Source organism: Ensifer sp. SSB1 (genome assembly GCF_016652895.1).
Taxonomy (GTDB): domain Bacteria; phylum Pseudomonadota; class Alphaproteobacteria; order Rhizobiales; family Rhizobiaceae; genus Ensifer.
Genome location: NZ_JAEPRP010000028.1, coordinates 1 through 12,206, shown reverse-complemented (window position 1 = coordinate 12,206; position 12,206 = coordinate 1). Strand labels below are relative to the sequence as shown.

Genomic DNA, 12,206 nt, shown 5'->3' with positions numbered 1-12,206 from the left:
ATCGAAGACGCCTGGCCGCGATCCTTCCTGCCGATAGGCAAGACGCGCCGCCGCGAACTCTGCGACCTTGTCGCCGCGCTCGTGCGCACAGTCTTCGTCGACACCGAGATCGGCGTTTCGTTGCGCTTCAACGCACTGCGTCAGCAGCACCAGCGCCAACTGACCGAGCAGCGCAGTGCCGACGAGCAGGAAGTCAAGGCGCTCTTCGGCGACTTTGCCGACAGTCTGAGCAACGGCGATCTCGGTGCTCGGCTACCGGAAGCAACGGCGGAAGCCTACCAGCCGATCGTCGCCAGCCTGAATACGGCACTGGAACAAATCCAGCAGAGCCTGCAGGCATCTGATCTGCACAATCGGTCCGCCGAAGCCCTGGTCGACCGCATGCGCGCAAACGCGGCAACCTTCTCGGACAAGGCGAGCATCGAAGCCGATGCGCTGTCCGGCCAGCTTGCAGCGCTCGCCGACATGGCCGGCCGCATGGCGAGCGGCTCCGGCCGCATCAGCACGACCGAGACGAAGGCCAACGAAACCCGCATCGCGGTTGAGCGCAGCGGCGAAATCGCCGGTCAGGCGATCACGGCCATGGCCGACATCGAGGCATCCGCCGAAAAGATCGGCCAGATCATCGGCGTTATCGACGAGATCGCCTTCCAGACCAATCTTCTGGCACTGAATGCCGGCATCGAAGCGGCCCGCGCCGGCGACAGCGGTCGCGGCTTTGCGGTCGTCGCCCAGGAAGTGCGCGCGCTCGCGCAGCGCTCCGGTGAGGCGGCACGCGAGATCAAGCAGCTCGTCACCGGCACCAAGGCGCAGGTCGAAACCGGCGTCGAGATTGTCGGCCGCACCCAGGACGCGATCAGCAGCATTGTCGAGCAGGTCACGTCGATCAATTCGGCGGTGTCGGGCATTGCCCGCGAAGCTGAGCAGCAGGTGGGCGATCTCCGGGGCGTTGCCGCCGAGATCGGCACGATCTCGCAGGGCGTGCAGGCAAGTGCTGCGTTGGCGGGAGAAACCGCGCGTTCGTCGGACGATCTCCACACCGTCATCGTCGAGCTTGGCGAGACCATCCGCCGGTTCCGTCTTGAGCGGCGCCATCCCGTTTCGTCAGCTGTCGGTCGCGAACCGAGCCGGCCGACCCCGCGCGTGTTTGCCGAGGAGCCGACGGTCGCGCTGTTCGACGATGGGCCGCAGCGGCAGTTCGCCGGATGGCAGCGCTGAGTTCAAGGGCAGTACAGAGTTAGCAGTCGAGGAAGACAGGAATGGCCAGCAAGAAGACCGCTCAGAAGACGCTCAGCCTCGCTCCGGTGTTGGACCTGAACGAGGCGACGGCGTTGCATGAGAAGCTGCTCGCGCTCAAGGGCAGCGACATCGTGATCGACGCCTCGGCGGTCGAGCGGGTAGGGACGCTTTGTGTCCAGGTGCTGATGGCCGGCGCCAAGACCTGGGAAGAGGATCATTTGTCTTTCACCTTCAGCAAGGTGTCGGACGCTTTCGAGAAAACGACACAGCTCATCGGGGTCGAGATCGACCACCTGGTGGCAAAGGAGATTTGAGAAATGAAGAAGCGAGTTCTGACGGTCGACGACTCCCGCACGATCCGAAACATGCTGCTGGTCACGCTGAACAATGCCGGGTTCGAAACGATCCAGGCCGAAGACGGCGTCGAGGGTCTTGAGGTGCTGGAAGAAGCCAACCCCGATGTGATCGTCACCGACATCAACATGCCGCGTCTCGACGGCTTCGGTTTCATCGAAGGTGTGCGCAAGAACGACCGCTACCGCGCCATTCCGATCCTGGTTCTGACCACGGAAAGCGATGCGGAGAAGAAGAACCGTGCGCGTCAGGCGGGAGCAACGGGCTGGATCGTCAAGCCGTTCGACCCGACCAAACTCATCGATGCAATCGAGCGCGTAACGGCCTGAAGTCCGGGGATAGCCTCCAATGGATATGAACGAAATCAAAGAGATCTTCTTCCAGGAATGCGAGGAGCAACTCGCCGAACTGGAATCGGGTCTGCTGAAGCTCAATGACGGCGACCGCGATCCGGAAACGGTCAATGCGGTGTTCCGTGCGGTGCACTCGATCAAGGGTGGCGCCGGCGCTTTCGGGCTCGATGACCTCGTCTCCTTCGCGCATGTGTTCGAGACGACCCTTGATTGCGTTCGTTCCAACCGGCTCGATCCGGGACCGGAGGTTCTGAAGGTGATGCTGAAGTCGGCCGACGTGCTGGCCGACCTGACCAATGCCGCGCGCGATGGCGGCAGCGTCGACGAGGCGCGCAGCCGTCAGCTCATCAAGGAGCTCGAAGCTCTGGCAAACGGTGAAGTGCCGCAGGCGTCCGCTGCACCGGTTGAGCCCGTTGCCAAGCCGGTCGCCGCCGTGGCTCCGCCGCCGGTCAATGACGAAGGCTTCCAGCCGGTCGCCTTCTCCTTCGACGACTTCGAAGCGGACGAAGAGCCACCACTGATGGAAACGCCCACCTATGAGATCGTCTTCAAGCCGAAGTCCGATCTCTACGCCAAGGGCAATGAGGCAACGCTGCTTCTGCGCGACCTCTCCCGCCTCGGCGAGATGAGCATCCATTGCGACATGGGCGCACTGCCGACGCTCGATCGGCTGAGCCCGGAGAGCGCTTATTTCTTCTGGAAGATCTCGCTCAAGACCGACAAGGGCGAGGACGCCATCCGCTCCGTCTTCGAATTCGCCGAGTGGGATTGCGACCTGGAGATTTCTCTCGTCGAGGACGAGGCCGCGCAGTCGGGCGAAGAGCTGCCGATGCAGCCGGTGCCGTTCGATCTGTCGATCCTTGATGACGAACCGGCGGTTTCCGTCGGTGTCGTCGAGGAGGAGGAACAGCTCGCGGTCCAGCAGCAGGAAATCCGCAATGCTGCGGTTTCCGCCGCAGGCACCGCCAGCAACGTGCTGCAGATGGCCCAGTCCGCCGCGCGGGCGCCGGCCGAGAAGTCGACGCCAGCCGCCAGTGCCGCAGCGCAGAGCGCTGCTGCCCAGCAAGCTGCCGCATCGGCCGCCACACCGACGATCCGCGTCGATCTCGACCGTGTCGATCGTCTGATCAACCTCGTCGGCGAGCTCGTCATCAACCAGGCGATGCTCTCGCAGAGCGTCGTCGAAAACGACGCCAACGGCACGTCCTCGATCAACATGGGCCTCGAAGAGCTGCAGCAACTCACCCGCGAGATCCAGGACTCGGTGATGGCGATCCGAGCCCAGCCGGTAAAGCCGGTGTTCCAGCGCATGTCGCGCATCGTTCGCGAAATCGCCGACATGACCGGCAAGTCGGTCCGCCTGATCACCGAAGGCGAGAACACCGAGGTCGACAAGACGGTCATCGACAAGCTGGCCGAGCCGTTGACCCACATGATCCGCAACGCGGTCGACCATGGCCTCGAAACGCCGGAGAAGCGCCTTGCTGCGGGCAAGAGCGCCGAAGGCACCGTGCGCCTGACGGCCAAGCATCGTTCCGGCCGCATCGTCATCGAGCTTGCCGACGACGGCGCCGGCATCAACCGCGAGAAGGTGCGCCAGAAGGCGATCGACAACGACCTGATCGCGGCCGACGCCAACCTTTCGGACGAAGAGATCGACAACCTGATCTTCCACGCCGGCTTCTCGACGGCGGACAAGATCTCCGACATATCCGGCCGTGGCGTCGGCATGGACGTGGTCAAGCGCTCGATCCAGGCGCTCGGCGGTCGCATCAACATCTCTTCGAAGCCGGGCCACGGTTCGGTCTTCACGATGAGCCTGCCGCTGACGCTCGCCGTGCTCGACGGCATGGTGGTCACTGTCGCCAACCAGACGCTCGTCGTACCGCTGACCGCGATCGTCGAGACCTTGCAGCCTGAGGCGTCGGCGATCCACTCCTTCGGCTCCAACCAGCGGCTGATCTCGATCCGCAACTCGTTCTGCCCGCTGGTCGACGTCGGTCGCATCCTCAACTTCCGCGCCATCCAGGCGAACCCGGTCGAGGGCGTCGCGCTGCTGGTGGAATCGGAAGGCGGCGGCCAGCGTGCCCTGATGGTCGATGCGATCCAGGGTCAGCGCCAGGTCGTGATCAAGAGCCTCGAGGCCAACTACACCCACGTGCCGGGCATCGCTGCCGCGACCATCCTCGGCGACGGCCGCGTGGCGCTCATCCTCGATGTCGATGCGATCGTCGCCGCCTCGCGCGGGCAATCGCTGAAGCCTGAAATGTCACTTGCTGCTGTCGGATAATGACAATGACCTATGCCGCAAAAAATCTGACGGACGGGCGGGAGCTGATCGCTTTCCGTGTCGGCGCTCAGGAATTCTGCGTGAACATCATGTCGGTGCGCGAGATTCGTGGCTGGACGCCCGCGACGCCGATGCCGCATGCGCCACCTTATGTCCTCGGCGTGATCAACCTGCGTGGTGCCGTGCTGCCGATCGTCGATCTTTCGGCTCGTCTCGGCATGACCCCGGCCGATCCGACCGTCCGTCACGTCATCATCGTCGCGCAGGTAAAGAGCCAGGTCGTCGGCCTTCTGGTGGACGCCGTCTCCGACATCCTGACGATCACCGACGACAAGATCCAGCCGACGCCGGATGTCGTGTCGTCGGAGTTCGAGAAGAGCTTCGCTCGCGGTGTGCTCGCGATCGAAGGTCGAATGATCTGCCTCATTGAGCTGGAAGCCATCTTCCCGCAGGAAGAAAGGGAAGCCGCATGAGGAACCAGGTAGCGTTCGAACAGAAGCTGTCGCCGGACGAGTGTCTGGCAAGCGGCGAGTATCCCTTGACCCGTCGCGATCTCACCGAGATCGCCGCCATGATCTATGCGGATGCCGGCATCTACCTCAACGAGAGCAAGGCATCGCTGGTCTATTCGCGGCTGTCGAAGCACATCCGCAATCTCGGGCTCAAGGGTTTCCGTGACTATTGCCAGTTGGTTGCGTCACCCGCCGGTGCCGCCGCGCGCCGCGACATGCTCTCGCACCTGACGACGAACTTCACGCGGTTCTTTCGCGAGAACCATCACTTCGAACACCTGAAGACCGAGGTGCTGCCGGAACTGATCGCCCGTGCCAAGGCAGGCGGTCGCGTGCGCATCTGGTCGGCGGCCTGCTCGGACGGGCAGGAGCCCTATTCGATCGCACTGACGGTTCTGTCGCTGCTGCCGAATGCGGCCGACTACGACTTCCGGATCCTTGCGACCGATATCGACCCGAAGATCCTGGCGCTCGCCCGCGCCGGGGCCTACGACGCTACGGCGCTTGAGACCGTCAATCCGCCCATGCGCAAGCAGTGGTTCTCCGAAGTCAATGCCGGTGGCCGCTTCAAGTGGCAGATCGACGATCGCGTCAAGCGGCTGATCACCTTCAACGAGCTGAACCTGATGGCGCAATGGCCGTTCAAGGGTCCGTTCGACGTGATCTTCTGCCGCAACGTCGTCATCTATTTCGACGAGCCGACGCAGATGAAGATCTGGTCGCGCTTCGCCGGCATGCTGAACACCGACGGTCACCTTTATATAGGCCATTCCGAGCGCGTGTCGGGTGACGCCAAGTCCCACTTCGACAACATCGGCATCACCACATACCGCCACACCGGCAAATTTCATGGAGGACGGGCATGACCGCTCCCGCTCGTGTTCTCGTCGTTGACGACTCCGCCACCATGCGTGGCCTGATCACCGCCGTCCTCAACGCCGATCCTGACGTGACCGTCGTCGGTCAGGCCGCCGATGCCATGGAAGCACGTCAGGCGATCAAGCAGCTCGACCCCGATGTCGTCACCCTCGACATCGAAATGCCGAACATGAACGGCCTCGAATTCCTCGACAAGATCATGCGGCTTCGGCCAATGCCGGTCATCATGGTTTCGACGCTGACCCACAAGGGGGCCGAAGCCACGATCGCCGCACTCGAGATCGGTGCCTTCGATTGCGTCGGCAAGCCGCATCCGGGCGATCCTCATCCCTTCGCCGGCCTCGTCGACAAGGTGAAGGCTGCCGCCCGCTCGCAGCGCAAATTCATCATCACCGGCAACAAGGTTGCCGCTGCTCCTGCTGCCGCCAATGCAAACACGGCTTCGGAATACCGGGCCGGCCGCAAGATCATTGCCATCGGCGCCTCGACCGGTGGCGTGGAAGCGCTGATCACGGTGCTGCAGAAATTCCCGGCCAATTGCCCACCGACCGTGATCACCCAGCACATGCCGCACACCTTCACCAGAAGCTTTGCCGAGCGGCTGAACCGCCTGTGCGCGCCGGCGGTGCAGGAGGCGACGGACGGCGCGCGGCTCGAAATCGGCAAGGTCTATCTGGCGCCCGGTGGCGAGCGCCATCTGCAGGTCGCCAATCCCACGGCACCCTGCTGCCGGCTGGTCGATCGTGATCCGGTCAACGGACATCGCCCGTCGGTGGATGTGTTGTTTGATTCCGTTGCTGAACTCGCCGGCCGCAACGCGATCGGCGTCATTCTGACCGGCATGGGGCGCGATGGCGCCTCCGGCCTCCTGAAAATGCGGCATGCCGGGGCAAAGACCTTCGGACAAAACGAAAAGACATGTGTCGTCTACGGCATGCCGAGAGTCGCCTATGAATTGGGCGCCGTTGAAACCCAGCTCCCCCTCGGATCCATCGGGGAGGAGGTCCTGAAAGCAGCGGCGCTCCGCAAGGAAGGAAGCGAATAATGTCCATCGCCGAAAAAATCAAAGTTCTGATCGTCGACGATCAGGTCACCAGCCGCCTGCTCCTGGGTGACGCCCTGCAGCAGCTCGGCTTCAAGCAGATCACAGCCGCCGGTGACGGGGAGCAGGGCATGAAGATCATGGCCCAGAACCCGCATCATCTGGTGATCTCTGACTTCAACATGCCGAAGATGGACGGCCTCGGCCTCTTGCAGGCGGTCCGCTCCAACCCGACGACCAAGAAGGCCGCCTTCATCATCCTTACGGCCCAGGGAGACCGTGCCCTGGTTCAGAAGGCTGCGGCCCTCGGTGCCAACAACGTGCTCGCCAAGCCCTTCACCATCGAAAAGATGAAGGCTGCAATCGAAGCCGTATTCGGGGCGCTTAAATGAACATGGAAGCCGCCGGCAAGCGCGTGCATGTCATCCAGGGCGAGTACAAGGTCTTCAACGATCCCAACATCGTGCTGTCGACCATTCTCGGCTCCTGCGTGGCTGCGTGCATGCGCGACCCCGTGGTCGGCGTCGGCGGCATGAATCACTTCCTGCTGCCCGGTTCCGCGACGTCGCCTGCTTCCGGCGGCGACGCGACCCGCTACGGGGTTCATCTGATGGAACTCCTGATCAACGGGCTGCTGAAGCAGGGGGCACGCCGAGATCGTCTCGAAGCCAAGATCTTTGGTGGGGCCAAGACGATCGCGCGCTTCTCCAATGTGGGCGAACAGAATGCCGCTTTCGCGCGGCAGTTTCTGCTCGATGAAGGCATCCGCATCGTTGGGGAGAGCACTGGCGGCGAGCACGGCCGCAAGCTCGAATACTGGCCGTCCAGCGGCCGGGCTCGGCAATATGCCCTGACCGGCGTCGAGACGCAGCGCACCGTGCAGATGGAGGAGCGCCCGATCATCGCGCCGAAGCCGGCCGAAAGCTCGATCGAATTCTTCTGATCCTGCGAGGCTGGCGCCTCGCAGGCCGCAATACGACCTTCTACCGAAGCCCCGAGCCACGTGAGACATACCAATGCAGACCGACTACCAGGGCCACATGCCGCACGTGGAAGAAGCACTGCCCGAAGTGCTGATGCGAATCGTCACCGAACTGCATGACGTCGCCTACCTGATCGAACGGATCGAACCGCAACTCCTGGGCGACGAGGGCGTTGATGCGCTCGACAATCCGGACAAGATGATGGTGCTGCAGGGGATCGACCTTGCCGTGCAGAAGACGCGCGGCCTCGCCGAGTTCATCGATACCATCACGTCGTCGATCCCCGACGACTGGCTGGTGGACGTGACCACCGCCGTCAGCCTCGTCAAGCTTGCCGATATGAAGAAGGCACTTGGCAACGGCATGTTGCGCCACGGCCACTCCCAGCCGCTGACCAAGGCAGCCGGCGATTTCGAGGCCTTCTAGGGCGCGCCTGAAGTCTGCGCGACGCGCGGCACTCGCAATAGGTTCGTAAAATCAGTTGCTTGCGGTGCGCGGGTCAGCGCGCCACGCATGCCGCGTGCCCCGGATATCCGTCTCTGCAGGCGCTTCTCAGTCGGTGGATAACCCCGCCGATATCGCCACGTGGTCTGCCGTCCGAGCCGATCAAGCCAATTTCGCGCAAGTTTCGTTTCCTACGGTCCCGACCGGGGCTGGTAGATTCGCGCGCATTGGAAGTCGATACGAAGCATGTCGATACCCAGCAAACCCGAATGTTGGAACTGCGCAGGGCGTTCGGCCGATGACCGGCTCGAAGACCTTGCGATACTGGGTGCGGAAACAGAATGAGTCTGTTGGATCAACTCTCGACGGTCACGAAGAACCTGAGCAATCTCGGGCAAGGCAAGCTGATCGCGCTCGCGGCAGCCGGCGTTGTCGCCGTCGGCCTGGTGCTCGGGGCAGGCATTTACGTCAACAGACCCTCGTTCGAGACGCTCTATGTCGGGCTCGAACGCAGCGATGTCACCCAGATCAGCATCGCGCTGGCTGAGGCCAATATCGACTTCAATGTCGGCTCCGATGGCGCAAGCCTTCAGGTCCCCGTCGGCATGACGAGCAAGGCCCGTCTGCTGCTTGCTGAGCGCGGCCTGCCGAGCAGCGCCAATGCCGGCTACGAACTCTTCGATAATGTCGGTTCGCTCGGCCTCACCTCCTTCATGCAGGAAGTGACGCGCGTCCGTGCGCTCGAAGGCGAAATCGGTCGCACCATCCAGCAGATCTCGGGCATCGCCGCCGCCCGTGTCCACATCGTGATGCCGGAGCGGGGCAGCTTCCGCAAGGCGGACCAGAATCCCACCGCTTCGGTCATGATTCGCGCCAGTGCCACCGTTGGCCGCAGCGCTGCCGCCTCGATCCGTCACCTCGTCGCCTCTTCCGTACCGGGGCTCGATGTCGATGACGTGACCGTGCTCGATTCGACCGGGCAGCTGCTCGCCTCTGGCGACGACCCGGCCAACAGCGCCCTCAACCAATCGCTCGGCGTCGTCCAGAACGTACAGTCCGAGCTTGAGAAGAAGATCGACAATGCGCTGGCGCCCTTCCTCGGAATGGACAATTTCCGCTCCAGCGTCACGGCGCGTCTGAACACCGACACGCAGCAGATCCAGGAAACGGTCTTCGATCCGGAATCGCGGGTCGAGCGCTCCACGCGCGTGACCAAGGAAGAACAGAAGTCCAGCCAGCAGCAGCCGGACAATGCCGCGACGGTACAGCAGAACATTCCTCAGGCCGCCCCGAAGGGCGGTGCCGGCCCGCAGTCGAGCGATCAGGCCGAAAAGAAGGAAGAGCAGACCAACTACGAGATCAACAGCAAGACGATCGCCACCGTCAAGAACAGCTACACGGTCGAGCGCCTCTCTGTTGCGGTCGTGGTCAACCGTGGCCGCCTGGCCGCTATGGTTGGCGAACCTGCCGACCAGGCGAAGATCGACGCCTATCTGGCCGACATGCAGAAGATCGTCGCATCCGCCGCCGGTCTCGATACCGCGCGCGGCGACGTCGTGACCCTGACCGCCATGGACTTCGTCGAAACGCAATTGCTCGACCAGGCTGTCGCTGGCCCCGGCGTCATGGAAACGCTGACCCGCAATCTCGGCGGCATCATCAATGCCCTCGCCTTCATCGTGGTTGCCGCCCTCGTTGTCTGGGGCATGCGACCGCTGGCTCGCCAGCTCGGCTTCGGCAGCAATGCCGGCCAACTGGAAGGCGAAGCAGCCGGTCTCGAATTGCCCGACTTCTCTCCGGCGACCGCCGGTGCCGGTGGGGCGCTTATGGACGGCTTTGGGTCGGACTTCGGCTTCGACAGCACCGACGACCTGCTCAACATGGGCGAGGATGGTGGCTTCAACCGCCGCGTCAAGGAAGGGCCGGAAAGGCGTCTGGCCCGGATGGTCGAGATCAGCGAGGAACGCGCGGCGAAGATCCTGCGCAAATGGGCCCTCGACAAGGCCGCCTGATACCGCCGCAGCCAGTGCCGCACACAGCAGATCCCGCCCTCAAGGCGGGATTTGTGTTTTTAGCGCGGCTGCTTCGCGCGTCACGGTGGCGTTCATGTTCGGCGCAAATATTATGAGAGTCCCACCGCGTCCGTCGCCTTCGCTGCCAATTTGCTTCAAGTTTCGAAGCGAGGTCGTCGAGTCCCGTCGTATGCCGCAGATGGTAATATTTTAACGTTATCTTAATTTATAGATTCCGCGCGCGCGCATGGCGTGCATTGCGGATGGGCATCTACTATGCCGGCATTCGTCTATACATAGTCAAACGAAAATATAACTTTGAAATAGTCATTAGTTATTCTGAAGAAATCACAATTTATATATCGGTAAAATGAGGAGGAACTGAAAATCTCCTGGTGCATTTCAGCAACAGCTGGCAATTCAAAGTATAATTTCTTCAGGTTCTAATTTTCAAAGAGCGACAATAAACGCCCGTTTCATGGGCAAAATGCCGCCGATGGCGCTACTCCGGATCGCCAAGCTGGCACGGAAACGTCGATCGACCTGGGAGAAACATGTTTTCTGTCAATACGTTGCGCCTTCGTGTCGTCGACGGGCATCGCTGGGCCGAGCGTGCGAAGCGCGCTTGGGTCGAATCGGCCCATGCAGGGGATGTGAAGTAAATAGCCAGAACAGGGCGGTGGCATTTTTCTCGTGGCGATGTACATTTTTGACAGTTGATTCGCGTCCTGATCTGCGACTGGTGGTAATATTCGGCTTCGGCCGGCTGTTGGCGGCGACAGTGCAAGTGCAGTTCCGGGATGGGAATCCGGTACAGGGGCTGAACTCATGAACATTTCGCAAGCAGACATCGCTGTCTGGCCTTTGCCGACGGCGCCGACACGTGCACGCGGCGGCGGCTTCACGCGCGAGCAGCTTTTGCGAAGGCTCGGGGATATTGCCGGGCGGGGCGCTCTGGGCAGCGGCCTGGCGGCATTGACCGAATATGTCGGCGCGGGCCACTATCTCCTGGCGCGTTACGACCTGTCGCAGGACAACGGGCTCGATTTCGTGGTCTGTTCCGATTGGCCCTTCGATGTCGTTCGACGTCTCTCCGGCGTCGTCACGTCGCTGCACGCCAAGACGACCGAACTGGAGAAGTGCCTGGCGGTATTGCAGCCCTGCTTCTACGCACTGCCGGATGATATCGATCTGCCGCGCGGCATGAGCCGCGAATATTGTGCGATCACCTTTAACGTCGGACGCCTGCGCTTCTCGTTGATGCTGCTCGTCCCCGAAGACGTGATCCTTTCGCAGGAGAGCCTGCGGGACGTCACGCTGCTTGCCGGTTATCTCGCAAGCTTCACCACCCGCGCAGAAGTCCGACATGACCGAGACTTCGAGCTGACGGAGCGCGAACTGGAATGCCTGTTCTGGATCGCCGAGGGCAAGACCAGCGAAGAGATCGCGGTGATCCTCGGAATCTCGCGCAACACCATCAACAACTACATCACCAGCGTCATGCGCAAGACTGCGACCAGGACGCGATCGGAAGCGATTGCTTACGCGGTGCGCAACAATCTTGTGTAAGGAACCGGCGCGATGACCCATTTTCTCGGTGGCGGGCGGATCGACGACGAACAAAAGCTTGCCAGACAGGGTAACCGCGCCGCGCGTGCCGCGACCTTGGTCACGCGTCTTCAAGCCATGCAGCGGCAGATCAATGCCAAGCACTTCGCCGTGCTGCGTCTCAACGGCAAGGGAACGGCGCGAAAGTTGACCTGTGTCCTCGACAACTGGGGCCTTTCGGCCGAAGCGAATGCGCATGATCTCGTCAGCACCTACGGCGAGGAGCTGATTGCCCACCTCGACCGATCCCTGCTGCCGGTGCTTTGGAACGGGGCAGGGGAGCACCAGGCGGCCGAGGTCTTCGACCTTGCGCCTTTTGCGCATCGGCTGAAGGCCCGAAAGCTATCCTTTTCCGGCATCGCCTTTCCCGTCAGGCTCGGCGCCCAGGGCAACGGCTACGTGATCTTTGCCGGCAATTATGTCGATGCCTCGACGGAACAGGTGGTGGACCTGCACGGCCGCAGCTGCATGATCATGACCGACCTTCTGG

13 protein-coding genes are annotated in these 12,206 nt (G+C 62.2%); all 13 read left to right on the top strand.

What is annotated here, in order from left to right:
- A partial coding sequence (locus I8N66_RS09700; RefSeq protein WP_291152900.1) for a methyl-accepting chemotaxis protein occupies nt 1-1,218 on the top strand: 1,218 nt, incomplete at its 5' end.
- A 41-nt stretch (nt 1,219-1,259) separates the two neighbouring features.
- A complete protein-coding gene (locus I8N66_RS09695) occupies nt 1,260-1,553 on the top strand; it encodes an STAS domain-containing protein (RefSeq protein WP_065372388.1) in 294 nt (97 codons plus the stop codon).
- A 3-nt stretch (nt 1,554-1,556) separates the two neighbouring features.
- Nucleotides 1,557-1,922, top strand: a complete 366-nt coding sequence (locus tag I8N66_RS09690) for a response regulator (protein WP_025425897.1) — start codon at nt 1,557-1,559, stop codon at nt 1,920-1,922.
- 19 nt (nt 1,923-1,941) lie between these two features.
- The gene (locus I8N66_RS09685; protein WP_291152889.1) at nt 1,942-4,236 is read left to right on the top strand and encodes a chemotaxis protein CheA; all 2,295 of its coding nucleotides are present in this window, start codon (nt 1,942-1,944) and stop codon (nt 4,234-4,236) included.
- A 5-nt stretch (nt 4,237-4,241) separates the two neighbouring features.
- A complete protein-coding gene (locus I8N66_RS09680) occupies nt 4,242-4,709 on the top strand; it encodes a chemotaxis protein CheW (RefSeq protein WP_113536449.1) in 468 nt (155 codons plus the stop codon).
- On the top strand, nt 4,706-5,614 hold the full coding sequence (gene cheR, locus I8N66_RS09675) for a protein-glutamate O-methyltransferase CheR (RefSeq protein ID WP_113536448.1): 909 nt from the start codon (nt 4,706-4,708) through the stop codon (nt 5,612-5,614). Before I8N66_RS09680 ends, cheR begins: the two co-directional genes overlap by 4 nt.
- Nucleotides 5,611-6,672, top strand: coding sequence for a chemotaxis response regulator protein-glutamate methylesterase (locus tag I8N66_RS09670; RefSeq protein ID WP_113536447.1), 1,062 nt, complete (start codon nt 5,611-5,613; stop codon nt 6,670-6,672). The genes cheR and I8N66_RS09670 overlap by 4 nt, the downstream gene beginning before the upstream one ends.
- Complete coding sequence (locus I8N66_RS09665; protein WP_034851752.1) at nt 6,672-7,061, top strand: response regulator; 390 nt, start codon at nt 6,672-6,674, stop codon at nt 7,059-7,061. The genes I8N66_RS09670 and I8N66_RS09665 overlap by 1 nt, the downstream gene beginning before the upstream one ends.
- Nucleotides 7,058-7,612, top strand: coding sequence for a chemoreceptor glutamine deamidase CheD (cheD, locus tag I8N66_RS09660; protein ID WP_113536446.1), 555 nt, complete (start codon nt 7,058-7,060; stop codon nt 7,610-7,612). Before I8N66_RS09665 ends, cheD begins: the two co-directional genes overlap by 4 nt.
- A 73-nt stretch (nt 7,613-7,685) precedes the next feature.
- On the top strand, nt 7,686-8,078 hold the full coding sequence (locus tag I8N66_RS09655) for a hypothetical protein (protein ID WP_291152877.1): 393 nt from the start codon (nt 7,686-7,688) through the stop codon (nt 8,076-8,078).
- 359 nt (nt 8,079-8,437) lie between these two features.
- Nucleotides 8,438-10,108 (top strand): flagellar basal-body MS-ring/collar protein FliF, encoded by a 1,671-nt coding sequence (gene fliF, locus I8N66_RS09650; protein WP_113536444.1) that lies wholly within the window; start codon nt 8,438-8,440, stop codon nt 10,106-10,108.
- Between the two features lie 828 nt (nt 10,109-10,936).
- Complete coding sequence (locus I8N66_RS09645; RefSeq protein WP_291152873.1) at nt 10,937-11,677, top strand: LuxR C-terminal-related transcriptional regulator; 741 nt, start codon at nt 10,937-10,939, stop codon at nt 11,675-11,677.
- A 12-nt stretch (nt 11,678-11,689) separates the two neighbouring features.
- Nucleotides 11,690-12,206: helix-turn-helix transcriptional regulator (locus tag I8N66_RS09640; protein ID WP_291152870.1), on the top strand; the 517-nt coding region annotated here is incomplete at its 3' end.

Coding starts and splice junctions, on each gene's coding strand:
- I8N66_RS09695 (WP_065372388.1), top strand. CDS start 1,260: ATGGCCAGCAAGAAGACCGCTCAGAAGACGCTCAGCCTCGCTCCGGTG.
- I8N66_RS09690 (WP_025425897.1), top strand. CDS start 1,557: ATGAAGAAGCGAGTTCTGACGGTCGACGACTCCCGCACGATCCGAAAC.
- I8N66_RS09685 (WP_291152889.1), top strand. CDS start 1,942: ATGGATATGAACGAAATCAAAGAGATCTTCTTCCAGGAATGCGAGGAG.
- I8N66_RS09680 (WP_113536449.1), top strand. CDS start 4,242: ATGACCTATGCCGCAAAAAATCTGACGGACGGGCGGGAGCTGATCGCT.
- cheR (WP_113536448.1), top strand. CDS start 4,706: ATGAGGAACCAGGTAGCGTTCGAACAGAAGCTGTCGCCGGACGAGTGT.
- I8N66_RS09670 (WP_113536447.1), top strand. CDS start 5,611: ATGACCGCTCCCGCTCGTGTTCTCGTCGTTGACGACTCCGCCACCATG.
- I8N66_RS09665 (WP_034851752.1), top strand. CDS start 6,672: ATGTCCATCGCCGAAAAAATCAAAGTTCTGATCGTCGACGATCAGGTC.
- cheD (WP_113536446.1), top strand. CDS start 7,058: ATGAACATGGAAGCCGCCGGCAAGCGCGTGCATGTCATCCAGGGCGAG.
- I8N66_RS09655 (WP_291152877.1), top strand. CDS start 7,686: ATGCAGACCGACTACCAGGGCCACATGCCGCACGTGGAAGAAGCACTG.
- fliF (WP_113536444.1), top strand. CDS start 8,438: ATGAGTCTGTTGGATCAACTCTCGACGGTCACGAAGAACCTGAGCAAT.
- I8N66_RS09645 (WP_291152873.1), top strand. CDS start 10,937: ATGAACATTTCGCAAGCAGACATCGCTGTCTGGCCTTTGCCGACGGCG.